13 protein-coding genes and 2 pseudogenes are annotated in these 18,040 nt (G+C 45.2%); 6 read left to right on the forward strand and 9 right to left on the reverse strand.

From position 1 onward, the window contains the following. Window positions 1-20: 20 nt before the first annotated feature. Window positions 21-1,004: a methionyl-tRNA formyltransferase gene (gene fmt / locus DXE33_RS07825; RefSeq protein WP_114639386.1), complete on the reverse strand. Its 984-nt coding sequence runs from the start codon at window positions 1,002-1,004 to the stop codon at window positions 21-23. A gap of 9 nt (window positions 1,005-1,013) precedes the next feature. Then, complete coding sequence (gene def, locus DXE33_RS07830; protein WP_231970496.1) at window positions 1,014-1,529, reverse strand: peptide deformylase; 516 nt, start codon at window positions 1,527-1,529, stop codon at window positions 1,014-1,016. Window positions 1,530-1,605: 76 nt separating this feature from the next. On the opposite strand from def, the pseudogene dprA reads away from it, so the two are divergent. Both dprA and DXE33_RS07840 read left to right on the forward strand, forming a co-directional pair. Continuing rightward, window positions 1,606-2,270, forward strand: a pseudogene (gene dprA / locus DXE33_RS07835) (DNA-processing protein DprA). A gap of 205 nt (window positions 2,271-2,475) precedes the next feature. Further along, on the forward strand, window positions 2,476-5,139 hold the full coding sequence (locus tag DXE33_RS07840; protein ID WP_231970442.1) for a DNA topoisomerase III: 2,664 nt from the start codon (window positions 2,476-2,478) through the stop codon (window positions 5,137-5,139). 59 nt (window positions 5,140-5,198) lie between these two features. Here DXE33_RS07840 and DXE33_RS10250 read toward each other — a convergent pair. The 7 genes and pseudogenes from DXE33_RS10250 to rpmH all read right to left on the reverse strand — a co-directional run. After that, window positions 5,199-6,200 (reverse strand): annotated as a pseudogene (locus DXE33_RS10250) (FAD-dependent oxidoreductase); the annotation flags it as partial. Window positions 6,201-6,246: 46 nt separating this feature from the next. Next, the gene (locus DXE33_RS07850; protein WP_114639389.1) at window positions 6,247-8,112 is read right to left on the reverse strand and encodes a phosphoenolpyruvate carboxykinase (GTP); all 1,866 of its coding nucleotides are present in this window, start codon (window positions 8,110-8,112) and stop codon (window positions 6,247-6,249) included. An 89-nt stretch (window positions 8,113-8,201) separates the two neighbouring features. Further along, window positions 8,202-9,563: a tRNA uridine-5-carboxymethylaminomethyl(34) synthesis GTPase MnmE gene (mnmE, locus tag DXE33_RS07855; RefSeq protein WP_174222324.1), complete on the reverse strand. Its 1,362-nt coding sequence runs from the start codon at window positions 9,561-9,563 to the stop codon at window positions 8,202-8,204. 41 nt (window positions 9,564-9,604) lie between these two features. Further along, complete coding sequence (gene yidC, locus DXE33_RS07860) at window positions 9,605-11,269, reverse strand: membrane protein insertase YidC (protein WP_114639391.1); 1,665 nt, start codon at window positions 11,267-11,269, stop codon at window positions 9,605-9,607. Window positions 11,270-11,284: 15 nt separating this feature from the next. Continuing rightward, window positions 11,285-11,518 carry a membrane protein insertion efficiency factor YidD gene (yidD, locus tag DXE33_RS07865; RefSeq protein ID WP_114639392.1) on the reverse strand — a complete coding sequence of 78 codons (234 nt, stop codon included), beginning with the start codon at window positions 11,516-11,518 and terminating at the stop codon, window positions 11,285-11,287. Window position 11,519: 1 nt separating this feature from the next. Next, on the reverse strand, window positions 11,520-11,837 hold the full coding sequence (gene rnpA / locus DXE33_RS07870; protein WP_114639393.1) for a ribonuclease P protein component: 318 nt from the start codon (window positions 11,835-11,837) through the stop codon (window positions 11,520-11,522). 8 nt (window positions 11,838-11,845) lie between these two features. Next, window positions 11,846-11,980: a 50S ribosomal protein L34 gene (gene rpmH, locus DXE33_RS07875; RefSeq protein ID WP_011903922.1), complete on the reverse strand. Its 135-nt coding sequence runs from the start codon at window positions 11,978-11,980 to the stop codon at window positions 11,846-11,848. Between the two features lie 227 nt (window positions 11,981-12,207). Here rpmH and dnaA point away from each other — a divergent pair, with 227 nt between their 5' ends. The 4 genes from dnaA to DXE33_RS07895 all read left to right on the forward strand — a co-directional run bounded on the left by dnaA (window position 12,208) and on the right by DXE33_RS07895 (window position 18,033). Continuing rightward, window positions 12,208-13,632 (forward strand): chromosomal replication initiator protein DnaA, encoded by a 1,425-nt coding sequence (gene dnaA, locus DXE33_RS07880; protein WP_231970444.1) that lies wholly within the window; start codon window positions 12,208-12,210, stop codon window positions 13,630-13,632. A gap of 279 nt (window positions 13,633-13,911) precedes the next feature. Beyond that, window positions 13,912-15,027, forward strand: coding sequence for a DNA polymerase III subunit beta (gene dnaN, locus DXE33_RS07885; protein ID WP_114639394.1), 1,116 nt, complete (start codon window positions 13,912-13,914; stop codon window positions 15,025-15,027). Between the two features lie 11 nt (window positions 15,028-15,038). Continuing rightward, window positions 15,039-17,537: a DNA topoisomerase (ATP-hydrolyzing) subunit B gene (gene gyrB, locus DXE33_RS07890; protein ID WP_114639395.1), complete on the forward strand. Its 2,499-nt coding sequence runs from the start codon at window positions 15,039-15,041 to the stop codon at window positions 17,535-17,537. Window position 17,538: 1 nt separating this feature from the next. Beyond that, on the forward strand, window positions 17,539-18,033 hold the full coding sequence (locus DXE33_RS07895; RefSeq protein ID WP_114639396.1) for an SET domain-containing protein: 495 nt from the start codon (window positions 17,539-17,541) through the stop codon (window positions 18,031-18,033). The last annotated feature ends 7 nt before the right edge of the window (window positions 18,034-18,040 follow it).

Here is an 18,040-nt window from a genome sequence, read left to right on the forward strand (position 1 = left end):
AAGCTGAAAAGCTCCGCCTTTTATGAAAAAAATAATTTTTCGGTAGCATGAAATGTTTGCAAGCATGTTTTTGCATCCATTCGCTTGCCACCGGACTTTTGCATCTCCAACACTTCTAGCACGCCATTGCCACACTGCACATAGGCACCCCTGTCACTAAATCCCAATACCTCTCCAGGCCTAGCGACACGAGGAGCCTGCAATTCCGCAACTGAGGAAGCCCATAGCTTTAGCACCTCGCCATTCATCTTGCTGCTGGCTCCAGGAAAGGGATTAAAAGCGCGAATACGACGATCAAGCACTGGCGCATCGGCAGACCAATCGAGCTCGGCTTCACTTTTTAAGATTTTTTCTGCATAAGTAGTGCCAATAGTCGCTTGTGGTGTGCGCATTATTTTTTCACCCGCTTGTAAAGCGCTCAGCGTTTCAACAATCAAGTTAGCACCTAGCTGAGCCAGTCGATCATGCAAACTTGCGCTGGTTTCTTGTTTTGTAATTTCAAGCTCGGCAACTAAGACTGTATCGCCCGTATCTAAGCCTGCATCCATTTGCATAATGCACACGCCTGTTTTTGCATCTCCAGCTTCAATTGCTCTCTGTATTGGCGCAGCGCCACGCCAACGAGGCAATAAAGAAGCATGAATATTAAAGCTCCCATGCCTACCTGGCCGCTCAGTGATATCTAAAACCTCTTGGGGCAATATAAGGCCATAAGCAACTACCACCATGGCATCAAACTCAAGCTCAGAAAGTTGCTGATATGCATCTTCAGCTTGCAACTTTTTTTCAGGATCTGCTATGTTGCGCCTCAGGGTTATGGGCTGCAGTAGAGGAATATTTTTTTCTAAAGCAAATGCTTTCACAGGGCTAGCTTGAAGATGCATGCCCCTCCCGGCTCGGCGATCAGGTTGAGTTAAAGCCAAGACAATTTCATGGCCCGCGTCATAGATAGCCCGCATTGCTTGCGCCGCAAATTCGGGAGTTCCAGCAAATACAATTTTCATTCAAGGCGCTTAGCGCTGTCCCAACAATTCTTTGGCGCGCTTTTTCATTTTTTGAGCAATACGATTGCGCTTTAAGATCGACAAATATTCGACAAATACCTTACCCTTTAGATGGTCTAGTTCATGTTGCAAACATACTGCGAGCAAACCATCCGCATCTAACTCAAACTCTTTTCCATTTAGATCTAGGGCTTTTATTCGAATTTGTGCTGGCCGCTCAACTTCATCATAAAACTCAGGCACCGAAAGACAACCTTCGCGCCATGATTTTTTCTCAGGGCTTGCCCAAATAATTTCTGGATTAATGAATACCATTAATTCATTTTGATCATCAGAGATATCAACCACCACAATGCACTCGTGAATGTCCACTTGTGTTGCAGCCAAGCCAACGCCTGGAGCGTCATACATTGTGTCTGCCATGTCTTGCACAATTTTTTTAATGCGGGCATCCACCTGCTCTACGGGTTTAGCAACCGTATGCAGACGCGGATCTGGATAGCAAAGGACATTTAATAAAGCCATGTATGAATTATCCAACAGTGCAATAAACCTGTCCCGATTGCCGCAATTTCCCTGGCCTTGAAAATGTTTGGCAATCATGACCACCTCCAGACCCCTCATTAATAAAATTAAACGCGGAGATGCAAGTTACCCGGTTCGGCTTGAAGATCTCTACGACCCGCCAGACTATATCTATATTTGCGGCGATGAAAAAGCTTTGCAACAGCCCATGATTGCAATTGTGGGGTCGCGCGAGGCCAGCCTTCAGGGGCTACAAAACTCCTCTCTGTTTGCCCAAAGCCTTTCACAGTCAGGGTTAGCCAGAGGAATTGATGGGGCAGCTCACAGGGCTGCCTTAGGTTTGGGGCGAAAGCACCCTACTGCAGCGGTTTGCGGAACGGGCATAGATATCGTTTATCCAAAAGAGCATCTAGGGTTAGCCCATGCAATTAGTCACCAAGGGCTTTTAATCTCTGAGCTCCCTCTGGGGGTTGGGCCAAAGCCCTTTCACTTCCCACGGCGCAATCGAATTATTGCTGCCCTCTTCTTGGGGTTGTTGTCATTGAAGCCGCCGAACGATCTGGCTCCTTAATCACCGCCCGCATTGCTGCTGAACTAGGAAGAGAGGTTTTTGCCCTCCCAGGGCCCATTCATGACCCTCATTTTTGGGGTTGCCACCAGCTCATACAACAGGGCGCCAAGCTGGTTCGAAACCCAAAAGATGTCCTGGAGGAGCTTATTTTCCCCAAAAACCTCATTTAAGGTTACCTAAAAGCAGATTTTGGAGCGGAATTACTTCCTGCTTAGGCTTTGCCAAAGCCTAAAAAAGGGCTTTTTTGGACTTTTCTAGATTTATCGGTTGATAATAAAAAAGGGGGTGGCTATAAGCCAAATCTTGATTTTGCTTATTTGACCCTCATTTTTTGACATTAAAGACATTAATTCAGACTCAAATTTAGGCAAACGCGTGGCTAAAGCATCTACCAAAAGCAGTTCCAAGACTACCTCTGTGGATCACCTAAAGGCATTGATCATTGCTGAAAAACCATCGGTAGCCAACGACATTGCGAAGGCCTTAGGGGGTTTTACTAAATATGAAGACTATTTTGAAAATGATGACTTTGTTATTTCATCAGCAGTTGGTCACCTATTAGAGATTGCGGCACCAGAGGAGTATGACGTCAAACGTGGCAAATGGTCATTTGCCAACCTACCGGTTGTCCCCCCTTATTTTGATTTACGCCCAATTGCTAAAACCGAATCTCGCCTCAAGGTTTTACAAAAACTCATCAAACGTAAAGACATTACCTCTTTGATCAATGCCTGTGATGCTGGACGAGAAGGCGAGTTGATTTTTAGATTAATTGCGCAACATGCAAAAGCATCTCAAACCGTTAAACGTTTGTGGCTGCAGTCGATGACACCAGCGGCTATTCGTGATGGCTTTGCCAGTTTGCGCACCGATGACGAGATGCAGCCTCTAGCAGATGCTGCACGCTGCCGCTCAGAGGCAGATTGGCTTGTGGGCATTAATGGCACTCGTGCAATGACCGCTTTCAATAGCAAAAGTGGTGGCTTTTTTCTCACCACAGTTGGTCGTGTTCAGACCCCCACACTTTCCATTGTTGTTGAGCGTGAGGAACTGATTCGCAAATTTGTCTCCAAGGATTATTGGGAGGTAAAAGCGGAGTTCATTGCCGCCGCTGGTATATATGAAGGTCGCTGGTTTGATCCGAAATTTAAGAAGGATATTACCGAGCCCGATGCTCGCGAAAACCGCCTATGGAGCGAAGCCGCAGCCCAAAGTATTGTGGCCGCTTGTCGAGGCAAGAAGGGCAACGTAACCGAAGAGGCTAAACCAGCAACACAGTTAGCTCCGCAACTATTTGACTTGACCAGCTTGCAGCGTGAAGCTAATGCTCGTTTTGGTTTTTCTGCAAAAAATACGCTGGGGCTTGCTCAAGCACTCTATGAGCGTCACAAGGTATTGACCTATCCCCGTACTGATGCAAAAGCACTTCCGGAAGATTATTTAGATACCGTCAAACAAACTATGGAGAATCTTGCCGAACATTCGCAAGAGTACCGTCCATTTGCTAAACAAATTTTGCAAGGCGACCCAAAGGATCCAAAAGCAAAATCAGGGTATGGGTGGATCAAGCCCAATAAACGTATCTTTGATAATTCCAAAATTTCTGATCACTTTGCGATCATTCCAACCCTAGAGACGCCAAAAAGCTTGAGCGAGCCAGAGGCCAAGTTATACGACTTGGTGGTGCGTCGCTTCTTAGCTGTGTTCTATCCTGCTGCAGAATTTAGAGTCACCACCCGCATTACGGAAGTCTCTGGTCACCACTTCAAAACCGAAGGTAGGGTCCTAGTGAACCCTGGCTGGCTTACTGTCTACGGTAAATTCAATCAAGCAGACGATGAGCTGGTGCCCGTTCAAGAAGGTGAATCTGTACAAACCGAAGCCGTTGTTGCGCTACCCTTAAAAACCAAGCCACCTGCGCGCTATACCGAAGCCACTTTACTCTCCGCAATGGAAAGCGCTGGAAAGTGGGTTGATGATGATGAAATGCGTGAGGCTATGGCGGAAAAAGGGTTGGGAACCCCCGCAACGCGCGCAGCCATTATCGAGGGCCTATTGGCAGAAAAATATATAGTGCGCGAAGCACGTGAACTCATTCCCACTGCAAAAGCGTTTCAACTCATGACGCTTTTGCGCGGCCTGGATGTTGAAGAGCTCACACGCCCCGACCTCACTGGTAGCTGGGAAAACAAGCTGTCGCTCATTGAGCAAGGCAAGATGAACCGGGATACCTTCATGCAAGAAATTGCACAAATGACACAACGAATTGTGAAGCGTGCCAAAGAATATGACAGTGACACCATTCCGGGTGACTATGCCACGATGACCACCCCATGCCCTCACTGCAAAGGTCTGGTAAAAGAGAACTATCGTCGCTTCGCCTGTGAAAAGTGTGGATTTACTATTAGTAAAACCCCCGGTGGCCGCGCATTTGAGTATCCAGAAGTCGAAGAGTTATTGCGAGAAAAAACGATTGGCCCACTGCAAGGCTTTCGCAGCAAAATGGGTCGCCCGTTTGCAGCCATCATCAAGCTGAGTGAAATTCCTGAAGATGATGCAGACTATCCGAATGCCGGATTTAAGCTAGAGTTTGATTTTGGTAACGCCCAAGATGACGAGACTGAAGCGGTGGATTTCACCGGGCGTCAAGCTCTAGGCGTCTGCCCCAAATGCTCTGGCGCAGTCTATGAAGATGGCATGCGCTATGTTTGTGAGAACAACACTAGGCCCGCAAAATCGTGCGACTTCAAAACGGGCAAGGTGGTGTTGCAACAAGAAGTTTCTGGCGAGCAAATTCAAAAGTTGCTCAAAGAAGGCAAAACAGATTTGCTCACCAACTTCAAATCCAATCGAACTGGACGCGGCTTTAAAGCTTACTTGGCCCTTGGTTCAGACGGCAAAATTGGTTTTGAGTTTGAAGCCAAAGCCCCTGGTTCAGCCAAGGCTCCAGCCAAGAAACGCGCTGGCGCAAGCGCAGCCACCAAGTCTGCAGCAAAACCTAAGCGTGCAAGCAAAGCAACATCATCCTCTAGTAGCTGAGCAGTAATGAGCTTAGCCGCTAGGGCTGACCACAAGATTCCCCTTGAACCTAAAGCAGTTGCCAAGAAAATTCCTGGTCGCTGAGTTAGGGCGCCGATGATGGGGAGACGATCTCCAGCGACACAACGAATGCCCACAAACTCCCCACTTTTTTTCAATGAGTTGATGTCACCAGCGGGGTAATCCACCAACCTCTTCGCCTGCTCTCCATTAAAGTCATCACTACTTGCCCTTGGCAGCAAATCATCTTCGCCTTCATCGAAGCTAGAGCCCACTATCCAGCGATAACTGCCATCTGTAAGTTGCTCTGCAGGCAAGCAATATCCATCGCCCGATATTCCCACCTTGGGTAATTTTTCTACCCATGCGTCATCTGAATTAATAGAAAAAATACTGAGCTGTCCACGAACGGGCTTTAAAGGCAAACGCACGCCAAGACTATTAATTAATGCCTTACTATCCATGGCCGCCGCAATCACAAGCTTATCTGTAGAGGCAATGACTTGGTCTGCGTTATCCAATAAAAACCGTGCTCCATTGCGCTCATCGATTTTGACAACCCGTCTATTCCAAAGACAAGTCAGCCCTTCGCGTTCATGCAGCAATTGCTTGCTAGCCTCAAGCAAATTGAGACAGGCGCCCCGAGACATCCATACACCGCTTTGAGGAATGCCACAAATTTCTTGTGCCTGCTGTTCATCAAGGGCAATTGCAATGTCTTCTTTTAGATCGAGAGAGTACAAATGCGCCGATACTTCTTCGGAATTAAATAGTCTATCTTTTTTAGTCGGCTGAAAAATGCCATGTGCCCGCCAAACCTCTCCCCACCGAGCCTCAGCAAGCAAAAAAGCTAGGCGTGTTAGACGCAGTAAACGGGGAGAGCCTTTACCAATGTGGGGATGTGCAATTGCATAAGCGTGTCTTGAACAGGCGCTCGCCGGGGAAGAAGAGGCATCAATAACGCAGACAGATTTGCCGCGCTCAAATAGTTCATTTGCGATAGTTGCACCGCAAATGCCGGCCCCAATCACCACGATCTCATGGTGTTGGGGTTTGGTCATAAATACTTTCTATGTGAAGCGTTAGTTACTACTTGGTACTCACTGCTCAAGCATTCAAACGTTGTTCAATCTTTGCACGAGTATCTTTCAGCTCTTTAGGCAAACGATCACCAAGGTGATCAAACAACTCTGTGTGAAGCTTTAATTCGTTTTTCCAATCATCCACAGCAACGTTGATTGCTTTCGCGAATTTATCAGCAGAGTAATCTAGGCCACCCCAGTGCAAATCACTATATTCAGGAGTAATACCAAATGGAGTTTCTTTGCCATTTGCTTTACCTTCGGCTCGATCCAAGATCCAAGACAAAACGCGCATGTTCTCACCAAAGCCAGGCCAAACAAATTTGCCATTCTCATCTTTGCGGAACCAGTTCACACAATAGATTTTGGGCAATACAGCGCCTTCTGCCTCTAGCTTCTTGCCGATATTGAGCCAGTGTTGGAAATAATCGCTCATGTTATAACCAGCAAAAGCAATCATTGCAAACGGGTCACGACGCACAACACCGATTTGACCGGTAATTGCGGCGGTAGTTTCCGAACCCAAGGTTGCAGCCATGTATACACCCTCAACCCAATCCCGTGCTTCGCTAACCAATGGAACCGTGTTCGAGCGACGACCGCCAAACAAGAATGCATCGATTGGAACGCCTTCAGGATCATCCCACTTAGGATCAACAGCTGGGTTGTTGGTTGCTGCCACAGTAAAGCGTGAGTTTGGATGGGCTGCTTTACGGCCCGCTGCTCCGTCAGCCGGAGTCCAGTCCTTACCTTGCCAATCGATCAAGTGTGCAGGAGGGGTTTCGGTTAAACCCTCCCACCAAACATCGCCATCATCAGTCAAACCAACGTTAGTAAAGATCACATCTTGATTTAAAGAATCAATACAGTTTTGATTGGTTTGACGGTTTGTGCCTGGGGCAACACCAAAATAACCAGATTCAGGGTTGATCGCAAACAAGCGGGTCTTGCCGGTAACCGGATCTTTACGTGGCTTAATCCAAGCAATGTCGTCACCAATAGTAGTAACCTTCCAACCATCGAATCCTTTTGGAGGAATCATCATGGAGAAGTTTGTTTTTCCACAAGCGGATGGGAATGCAGCAGCAATGTGATACTTCTTGCCCTCTGGTGATGTCACACCGAGAATCAACATGTGCTCGGCAAGCCAACCTTGGTCACGACCCATATTCGAAGCAATGCGCAATGCAAAGCACTTTTTACCCAACAAAGCGTTACCGCCGTAACCAGAACCAAAAGACCAAATTTCGCGGGTTTCTGGGTAGTGAACAATATATTTGTTTTTATTGTTAGGCCATGCAACGTCTTTTTCGCCGGCAGCCAATGGCTTACCAACAGTGTGGATGCAGGGAACAAACTCACCATCCGCACCAAGCTGATCAATCACCGCTTTGCCCATGCGTGTCATTAAACGCATATTGATTGCCACATAGGGGCTGTCTGATAATTCAACGCCAATGTGTGCAATTGGGGAACCAATTGGGCCCATAGAGAATGGCACTACATACATGGTGCGCCCACGCATACAACCATCAAACAAGGGTTGTAGGGTTGCACGCATTTCACTTGGCTCTACCCAATTATTAGTTGGGCCCGCATCTTCTTTCTTGGCCGAGCAAATAAAAGTACGGTCTTCAACACGCGCCACATCCTCAGGATCAGACAAAGCCAAGAATGAGTTTTTGCGCTTTGCTGGATTAAGACGCTTAAATACACCAGCCTTGACCAATAACTCACACAGCTCGTCGTACTCAGCCTGTGATCCATCACACCAGTGAATTGCATCGGGCTTAGTCAGTGTAGCAATCTGTACAACCCACTCAATGAGGCGCTTATTTTTGACGTAAGCAGGCGCATTGACATTGATCTGGCCGGTCGTTGTTGAAGTCATATGATTCCCTATGAAAATTAAATTCTTTATTCCGACAATTTTAACATTTCGGTCATATTTGGCTTTCCACCACTGACGCCAAAAATCTCTTATTTACCGATGCAAAATTGGCTAAATATTTTTCCTAAAAGATCGTCTGGAAGCAATTTTCCAGTGATTTGGCCAAGATGATTTTGGGCTAAAAATAGCTCTTCTGCGAACAATTCAAGCGAATTGTTGCCATTTGCAGCGAATTGTTCTGATTTTTCAATATGTTCTGCCGCACGCTCTAGGCAGTCTAAATGTCTTCTTCGGGCAACAATGGCGCCCTCCTGAGGGCCATTCCACCCCACCAGCATTAGGATTTTCTGTTTAAGCTCATCTATTCCGAAGCCTGTTTTGGCAGAAATGAAGATCTTATCACCTGTTTTCGGCGCTAAATCATCCCCCAACAAATCAGACTTATTGAGCACCTCCAGTATTGGACACCCGGAGGGAAGGGATTTCATAATCTGCTGCCTTAAATCATCAGAATCTGTGTCATGCCCGGGGGCGGTGAGGAAAATGACGAGGTCAGCCAAGCGGATTGCCTCCCATGTGCGCTCAATACCCTTAACCTCAACTTCATCAGCTGTGTGGCGAAGCCCTGCCGTATCAATGATGTGCATTGGCACACCTTCGACCTGAATGCTTTCTTTTACTCTATCGCGCGTGGTTCCTGCAATTGGCGTAACAATAGCAACCTCTTCGCCAGCAAGCTGATTAAGTAGAGAGCTTTTTCCAACATTGGGTGCGCCCGCCAATACAAGTTGTATGCCGTCGCGCAATATCTTTCCTTGTTTGGCGCCAGCCCGCAATGATTGCAATTTATTTTTTACGGCAGCCAAACGCTCGCGCGCTTGTGCATTCTCTAAAAACTCAATCTCTTCCTCAGGAAAATCTAATGTCGACTCCACCAAGATTCTCAGTTGAGTAATCTCTTCGACTAGACCATTGATCTTTTCAGAAAAAACACCCTGCAATGAGCGGGCTGCACCGCGCACTGCAGCCTCACTTTGAGCGTCGATCAAGTCAGCAATAGCTTCGGCCTGAGCCAGATCAACCTTGTTATTTAAATATGCCCGGAGAGTGAATTCACCTGGGTCGGCAATAACCAAACCCTCCTTTTTGCCCAACTCAAGACAGCGCCTCATTACTAGCTCGAGCAGGTGTGGTCCACCATGACACTGAAGCTCCAAAACATCTTCACCAGTAAAGGAAGCCGGCGCTGCAAAATAAATTGCCAGCAATTGATCTATGAGCTGCCCATCGGCATCTCGTAATTTCAGAAGGTTGGCCTGACGTGGGTTAAGTATCTTTTGGAAAAGCGCCTGAATGATGGGGGCAAGGTTTTCTCCGCTGATGCGAACAACACCAACCCCCGCTTTGCCTGGCGCAGTTGCAACAGCAATGATAGGCAATTTTCTTGTCATCATTGCTATGCTTTTTGCTGAACTATTAGGCCAGCAAGGAATTATTTCGCGACTTTTTTACCAAACAATTTATTAATTTGCCATTGTTGAGCAATTGATAACAAATTGTTGGTAACCCAATATAAAACTAGGCCGGCAGGGAAGAAGAAAAACATGATCGAAAAAACAATCGGCATGTATAACATCACCTTGGCTTGAACAGGATCGGGTGGCGTTGGGTTTAATTTGGTTTGAACAAACATGGATATCGCCATGATTACCGGCAAAATGTAATATGGATCGGGCACTGAAAGATCTTTAACCCACAAAATCCATGGCGCCCCACGCATCTCAACCGATGACAGCAATACCCAATACAAAGAAATAAACACAGGGATCTGAATCACAACCGGCAAACAACCACCCAATGGATTGATCTTTTCTTTTCGATACATTTCCATCATGGCTTGATTGAGTTTTTGTGGATCACCCTTAAATTGCTCTTTCATCGCCATCAAACGTGGTTGCACTTCCTTCATGCGTGCCATTGATTTATAGCTTGCAGCTGATAATGGGAAAAACACCAACTTAATCAAAATGGTTAGCAAGATGATTGACCAGCCCCAGTTGCCGGCGATGTTATGGATGTGCTCGAGCAACCAGAAAATGGGTTTTGCCAAAATAGTTAAATAACCATAGTCTTTTAGCAACTCAAACCCTGGAGCAATACGCTCTAGCATGCGCTCTTCTTGTGGGCCTACAAACAATTGTGCGTTTGCTGTAATGGTTGCGCCCGTCGCTACCGCTCCCAGCTGAGATTGGATACCAACGCGATATAGGCCGCTATCGATTTTTCCAGAGTAGATATCACGAGAGAATTTGTCGTCCGGGATCCACGCGCTGGCAAAGTAGTGCTGAACCATTGCAACCCAACCAGGTTGACCAGCGAGAATTTGCGCGGGGGGAGTAAATTTGTTTTTCTCGATATCAGCAAATGGGATCTTCTTAAACTTGTCGCCATCGGTATAAATAGCGGGGCCAGTAAAGGTGCTGGCTGAGAAGGCGCCACCAAACGGCCCAATTTTTGCCTCTTCAGACCCATCTCTGATGATTTCTGTATAGAGAATTAAAGGTGCGCCGTTTGCAGCAAGCCGAGTAACGCGGTGACCAACATAGATGTCATAGCTTCCAGGATTGAGAATAAATGTTTTCTCTAACTTCACACCACCGCGCTCACTAGAGAGCACCAAGAATGGTCGACCGGATCCATCTTTGCCAGATTTATCCAACTTAAACATGCTGGTATGGTTGGGTAGGTCTGCGTTGCCCATGGCAACCAAGCCAGAGCGAGCAACATAGGTATGGGTTGGTGTGTGTCTAAAAATTTCTACAGGCTTTTGATCGGCCGTTAATTCTTTTAATAGCTTAGCTTGCACAACATTAGCGCCGGCACCGCTTACTTCTAGCGAAATTAAATCGTTTTCCAATACATACTGTTGAGCATTTTCAATTGCGGCAGGCTTTGCACCAGGAACTTGAGATGCAGGCGATCCCGATATGGCGGCTGGCGTATCAACCTTTGCCGTATTTGTTGTATTGCTAGTGGTGGCAACATTAGATGGCCCACCAAACATAGATGGCTTGCCCTCATGAACTTGCCAATTGTTGTATAGCATCAGACCCGACAGCGAAAACACAGCCCAAAGAATCGTTTTTTTAAAGTCCATTTGTATTCACTTAAATTAATGAGATGTTTGTTTTACCGCAGGATCATAACCGCCGTGTGACCATGGATTACAACGCAAAACTCTCCACAACGTCAAACCGGCACCCTCAAGAAATCCATAGTGCTCAAAACACTCACAGGAGTACTGTGAACAAGTAGGCACATATTTGCAATGGGTTCCCAAATAGGGACTTAAAAGCATTTGATACTGCTTTACCAATTTAATTGCGACTTTATTTAAAACGCACACCTTAAATTAGCTCCGCAATTTGAGAGCGCAGGTGTTCTTTTTCTTTTCTTCTGAGTCTGCCACGTGTTTGTCGTCCAATGGGCTTTTTAAGCTTCACCACAACATCATTATTGACTGTTGTTGCTTGTGCAGCCCAGACCAATTCGCGAATCATCCGTTTTAGACGATTGCGGTCAACGGCTCGCCTAACCAATTTTTTGGCCACTGCAATCCCTAAGTCGGGCTCAGCAGTTTTTTGAGCGCCAACAGAGTACTTACCCCAATACAAGTTTGTTTTGGGGCGCGTCTTTAGTAGTTCAGAAATCCTTGCGCTCTTCAACTGCTAAATTAAACGGCTAAGCGTTTGCGGCCCTTGGCACGACGTGCATTTAAAACAGCGCGACCGCTTTTGGTTTTCATGCGAATACGAAATCCGTGGGTACGTTTGCGACGTGTTACTGATGGTTGATATGTTCTTTTCATGATAGATCCTGGGCTGGGAAAACCTATTATTTTCCTTGTTGCGAAGCAAAAGGTCAATCCATGGCTAGAATTAAATAGGTGTTTTTCACTATTTGTGGTCTATTTTTCAATAAAACATTAATTTATATAGGTTTTTTGGCTTTATTCACAAGTTATCCACAGTTTTTCCACGAATTTTTGGCTTGTGGATAACTTTCCTGGATGGCTACAATGGATCCTCCAAAAATATGAGCAACTTACAGAACCCCCCCGCCTTGAATTCAACTAGCCCTCTGGGTTTTTGGGATGGTGCAATCGGCGCACTGTCCCGCGAACTATCGCCCCAACAATTTAAAACTTGGATACAACCCCTTACATTCATATCTTTTGACGATAGTGAGCATTCGCTAACCATCGGGGCGCCCAATCGATTTAAGCTCGATTGGATCAAAAAAACTTTTGCAGACCGCTTTCAAGAAATGGCCTCGGAGTACTTTGGCTCGCCTATTAATATTAATTTTGTACTCGCTGTGGAGGGCTCTTCGACTCATGCTGTTGACGCCACAACAAAAGAGGTTGGTCCTGCCGCGCCCGAAGAACCAATAGAGGCACCACAAAACATCACCATTGAGGAATCATTTGAGATTGAGGATCACTCAAAACTGAACCCCAATTTAACTTTTGAAACTTTTGTAACTGGCAAAGCCAATCAATTGGCTAGAGCAGCCTCCATTCAGGTGGCACACAACCCAGGCACATCCTATAACCCCATGTTTTTGTATGGTGGTGTTGGTCTGGGGAAAACCCACCTCATTCATGCAATTGGTAATCATCTTCTAAAAGAGAAGCCAAATGCTCGTATTCGCTATATCCATGCCGAACAATATGTATCGGATGTTGTCCGCGCCTATCAACAAAAAGCTTTTGATCGCTTCAAACGCTATTACCACTCTCTGGATTTATTACTTATCGACGATATTCAGTTCTTTAGTGGTAAATCGAGAACTCAAGAGGAGTTCTTTTATGCTTTTGAGGCTCTTTTAAGTAATAAGTCCCAAGTAATCATCACCAGCGATACCTATCCTAAAGAAATGGCTGGAATTGATGACAGGCTCATTTCTCGCTTTGACTCTGGCTTAACGGTGGCAATCGAGCCACCAGAACTGGAGATGCGGGTGGCTATTTTGATGAAAAAGGCTGCAAGCGAAGGCATTCCCATGAGTGAGGATGTGGCGTTTTTTGTGGCCAAACACCTGCGCTCTAACGTTAGAGAGCTTGAGGGGGCTTTACGGAAAATCTTAGCCTTTGTTCGTTTCCACGGCCGAGAGGTGACTATTGAGGTTGCCCGCACCGCCCTAAAAGATTTGCTCTCGATTCAAAATCGCCAAATATCGGTTGAAAATATTCAGAAAGCTGTTGCTGATTTTTACAGTATTAAAGTTGCGGACATGTATTCCAAAAAACGACCGGCCAATATTGCGCGACCACGTCAAATTGCCATGTTTATGGCCAAGGAATTAACCCAAAAAAGTCTTCCAGAGATTGGTGAATTGTTTGGGGGCAGGGATCATACAACCGTTTTGCACGCAGTTCGAAAGATCGCAGATGAGCGGTCCCATGATAGCCAACTTAACCACGAAATCCACGTTATCGAACAAACCTTAAAAGCGTAGTTTTTTACCTGTGGATAAGGTTGTGAGTAACCCAAGGGATAAGTTTGGGGAATAAGTGTGGATAAATTGTGAAAACATCACTCTTCATGCAAAAATAGGGTGTTGAAAAATAGTTATTCAATATTTATGCAACCCTTATACAGAAGTTTTCCACAAGTTTTTAAGTATTTAATATGTTGTTTTGTTTGGGGTTTTTGAGTTATCCACGGAAGTAAGAAGCCTTACTACTATTACTACTAAGATATATAACAAATAACAAGGTACAAGGATTTAAAAGCAATGCAACTTGTTAACACCTCGCGTGACAATTTATTAAAACCACTACAGGTAGCAAGTGGAATTGTTGAACGTCGACACACACTTCCAATTCTGGCTAACCTTTTATTTAAGAAGGTTGGTGAAAAAATTTCATTTATCTCAACTGACATTGAGATTCAAATCACTACAAATGCAAACTTTGGGGTTGGTACCGAGGATGTAACAACAACAGTTGCAGCTAGGAAATTATTGGATATTTTGCGTGCGCTACCAGAGGGTCCGGTTTCCTTGAACCTCAAAGACAATAAGATGGTTGTGCAAAGCGGAAAGAGCCGTTTTTCTTTACAAACCTTATCAGCAACAGAGTTTCCGGTAATGCAAAGTGTAGGTGAAGTTACTGCCGCCTGGAAGATGCCTCAAAAAAGCTTTCGTCAGTTGATCAGTCAGGTTCACTTTTCTATGGCTCAGCAAGATATTCGTTATTACCTCAATGGCATGTTGTTGGTGGTTGAAGGTAAAGATGTTGTTGCTGTAGCTACCGATGGTCATCGTTTGGCATTTTCTCAAGTAGAGCTTACAGAGGCACCATCAGGTTCGGGTCAACGTCAGGAAATTATTATTCCTCGGAAAACAATTCTTGAATGTCAACACCTTCTTGAGGATTCAGAAGATGCTTTAGAGATTAGTCTTACTGCAAACCAAGTAAGGTTTGCTTTTGGTGATATTGAGTTGATTTCAAAATTAGTGGAAGGTAAGTTTCCAGACTTTCAGCGAGTAATTCCAAAAGGTCACAAAAACTCCTTAACTGTTGGCCGTGATGTTCTTCAGTCTGCCCTACAGCGCGCTGCTATTTTGACTACCGATAAATTTAAAGGGGTTCGTTTTTCTTTATCGCCGAATCGCATTACTGTGCAATCAACTAATGCTGAGCAAGAAGAGGCGCAAGAAGAGATCGAAACTGAATATAGTGGCGATGCCGTAGAAATTGGTTTTAATGTGAGTTACCTGCTCGATGTTTTAGCCAATTTAAAAAATGAAAATATTCAAATTAGCTTAGGTGATGCTAACAGTAGTGCGGTGATTACCTTACCTGGTTCAGAGAACTTTAAGTACGTTGTAATGCCGATGCGCATTTAATTTAGAAAAAAATGACTGAAGAAAAAAAAGTAGTTGAGCAGTATGGTGCCGCATCGATTCAAATCTTAGAGGGTTTTGAAGCTGTTCGTAAACGCCCAGGTATGTACATCGGAGACACTTCTGATGGTACTGGTTTACATCACCTTGTCTTTGAGGTTTTGGATAACTCGATTGATGAGGCTTTAGCGGGCTACTGTTCTGAAATTACGGTAGTTATTCAAACTGATAACTCCATTTCTATTGTTGATAATGGTCGCGGTGTTCCAACCGGAATTAAATTCGACGATAAACATGAGCCAAAAAGAAGTGCTGCTGAAATCGTGATGACGGAGTTGCATGCTGGCGGCAAGTTTGATCAAAACAGTTACAAAGTCTCTGGCGGTCTTCATGGAGTTGGTGTTAGTTGTGTTAATGCACTTTCTAAGTGGTTAAAACTTACGATTCGTCGTGATGGTAAAGCCCACTACATGGAATTTGAGCGCGGCATCATCAAAAACCGCAATGTTGTAGATGAAAATGGTGTGTTGATTTCCCCGATCACTGTTACTGGTGATACAGAGTTATCAGGAACTGAAGTCCATTTTTTGGCAGATGAAGAGATCTTTGGAAATGTAGAGTTTCACTACGAGATTTTGGTAAAGCGTATTCGAGAACTCTCATTTTTGAATAATGGCGTTCATATCAAATTAATCGATCAGCGCACTGGACAAGAAGAGGATTTTGCTTTTTCGGGTGGTGTAAGGGGTTTTGTTGAATACATCAACCAAACCAAAAATGTTTTACATCCAAATATTTTTTATGCTGAAGGCACTCGCCCATTAGACTTGGGTGGTCAAATTACCGCTGAAGTATCAATGCAATGGAACGATAGCTTCAGTGAGCAAGTACTTTGTTTTACGAATAATATTCCTCAGCGTGATGGTGGTACTCACTTAACTGGTTTGCGTGCGGCAATGACACGCGTCATCAATAAATATATTGATGAAAATGAAGTTGCTAAAAAAGCAAAGGTTGAGATTTCCGGCGACGATATGCGCGAAGGCTTGGCCTGTGTTTTATCTGTGAAGGTTCCTGAACCAAAATTTTCTAGTCAAACCAAAGATAAGCTTGTATCTAGCGAGGTTCGTGGACCCGTTGAGGAAATTGTTGCTGAGGCATTAAGCGCTTATCTTCAAGAGCGACCAGCAGATGCCAAGATTCTTTGTGGAAAAATCGTAGATGCTGCTCGTGCACGCGAAGCTGCTCGTAAAGCGCGTGATATGACAAGGCGAAAAGGTGCGCTTGATGGTCTTGGTTTACCAGGAAAGCTGGCTGATTGCCAAGAAAAAGATCCCTCGAAATCAGAATTATTTATTGTGGAAGGTGATTCTGCGGGCGGCTCTGCAAAGCAGGGTCGTGATCGTCGCTTTCAAGCCATTCTTCCTTTAAAAGGAAAAATTCTTAACGTAGAAAAAGCGCGTTTTGACAAAATGTTAGCCAGTCAAGAGGTGGTGACTTTAATTACCGTTCTTGGAACTGGTATTGGTGTCGAAGAATATAAGGCAGACAAGTTACGCTATCACCGCATCATCATTATGACCGACGCGGACGTTGATGGAAGTCATATTCGCACCCTCTTGCTTACATTCTTTTATAGACAGATGCCTGAATTGATTGAGCGTGGCCATATTTATATTGCACAGCCACCGCTTTATAAAGTGAAGTTTGGCAAGAGCGAGCAATACATAAAAGATGATGCGGAATTAAATCAGCTATTGTTAAAAATCGCATTAGAAACAGCCTCCTTGCAAACACCATCGGGTGAGATTATTGAGAGTGATTCATTAAATGAATTGGCAAAACACTACCAAGTGATTCAGTCTATTGTCGATCGCTTGTCCCGCACTATTGATGAGGACGCCCTGCGCGCAATTGCTTCTGGCACACAGCTCAATTTGGATACCGAAAAATCAGCAAATGAGTCGGCCGACCGCTTGAGACAAGCGCTCGCAGACTCTCTGAACCCACTGGCTTTACCCCCAGAAATTATTGTTCAAAAAGAAGACCGCACAGAGCGCTTCCGTCTGTTATTGTCTCGCCGTATTCACGGCAATCTAAAGTTGTCGACCATAAATTCCGATTTTGTTCATGGTGACGACTATCAAAGTTTGGCAAATGCAGCTGCGGTTCTTTCTGGTAAGATGTTGCCGGGTACTAAAGTTCGTCGTGGCGATCCCGACAAAAATCCAAAAGAGCAAACCATTAGCGATTTCAGGGGAGCATTCTCTTGGCTGCTATCAGAGGCCGAACGCGTTCTTAGTCGCCAGCGCTACAAAGGTCTTGGCGAGATGAATCCATCACAACTGTGGGAGACCACAATGGATGCAGATTCACGAACACTATTACAAGTAAAAATTGAAGATGCCATTGCGGCTGATCAAGTATTTACAACGCTCATGGGGGATGAGGTTGAACCCCGTCGCGCGTTTATTGAGAAGAACGCCCTCATTGCTCGTAATCTAGACGTTTAATATGCCATCTAAAAAAACCAAACCACCCAAAGTAGACCGATCCTCCATTATTGTTAAGTCTTCCCCAATTCATGGCAAGGGCGTGTTTGTGGCTAAGCCAATTAAGAAGGGCCAAGCCATCATTGAATACAAAGGGGAGCGCATTAGTTGGAAGCTTGCGCAAAAGCGTCACCCACACGATCCTAAAGACCCAAACCATACATTTTATTTTTCACTCGAAGATGGCCGCGTCATTGATGCCAAGTACGGAGGCAACGCCGCCCGCTGGATCAATCATTCTTGTAAACCAAGCTGTGAAACCCGAGAAGACAATATTAATGGAGAGCCGCGCGTTTTTGTTTATGCAAAGCGCGCCCTAAAGGTTGGTGAGGAGTTGTTTTATGACTATTCCTTAGACATCGAAGGTAGGATCACTAAGCAGATGAAAAAAGACTATGAGTGTCGCTGTGGCGCCAAAAAATGTCGCGGCACGATGCTGGCTCTAGACGGCAAATAATCTGTTC

The sequence above is a fragment of the Polynucleobacter necessarius genome (assembly GCF_900096765.1).
Lineage (GTDB): Bacteria > Pseudomonadota > Gammaproteobacteria > Burkholderiales > Burkholderiaceae > Polynucleobacter > Polynucleobacter necessarius_F.

What these genes read in the sequence shown, in the direction of transcription:
- gyrB (WP_114639395.1), top strand. Translation starts at nt 15,039, where the DNA reads ATGACTGAAGAAAAAAAAGTAGTTGAGCAGTATGGTGCCGCATCGATT.
- DXE33_RS07850 (WP_114639389.1), bottom strand. Translation starts at nt 8,112, where the DNA reads ATGACTTCAACAACGACCGGCCAGATCAATGTCAATGCGCCTGCTTAC.
- yidC (WP_114639391.1), bottom strand. Translation starts at nt 11,269, where the DNA reads ATGGACTTTAAAAAAACGATTCTTTGGGCTGTGTTTTCGCTGTCGGGT.
- rpmH (WP_011903922.1), bottom strand. Translation starts at nt 11,980, where the DNA reads ATGAAAAGAACATATCAACCATCAGTAACACGTCGCAAACGTACCCAC.
- fmt (WP_114639386.1), bottom strand. Translation starts at nt 1,004, where the DNA reads ATGAAAATTGTATTTGCTGGAACTCCCGAATTTGCGGCGCAAGCAATG.
- def (WP_231970496.1), bottom strand. Translation starts at nt 1,529, where the DNA reads ATGGCTTTATTAAATGTCCTTTGCTATCCAGATCCGCGTCTGCATACG.
- dnaN (WP_114639394.1), top strand. Translation starts at nt 13,912, where the DNA reads ATGCAACTTGTTAACACCTCGCGTGACAATTTATTAAAACCACTACAG.
- dnaA (WP_231970444.1), top strand. Translation starts at nt 12,208, where the DNA reads ATGAGCAACTTACAGAACCCCCCCGCCTTGAATTCAACTAGCCCTCTG.
- mnmE (WP_174222324.1), bottom strand. Translation starts at nt 9,563, where the DNA reads ATGACAAGAAAATTGCCTATCATTGCTGTTGCAACTGCGCCAGGCAAA.
- DXE33_RS07895 (WP_114639396.1), top strand. Translation starts at nt 17,539, where the DNA reads ATGCCATCTAAAAAAACCAAACCACCCAAAGTAGACCGATCCTCCATT.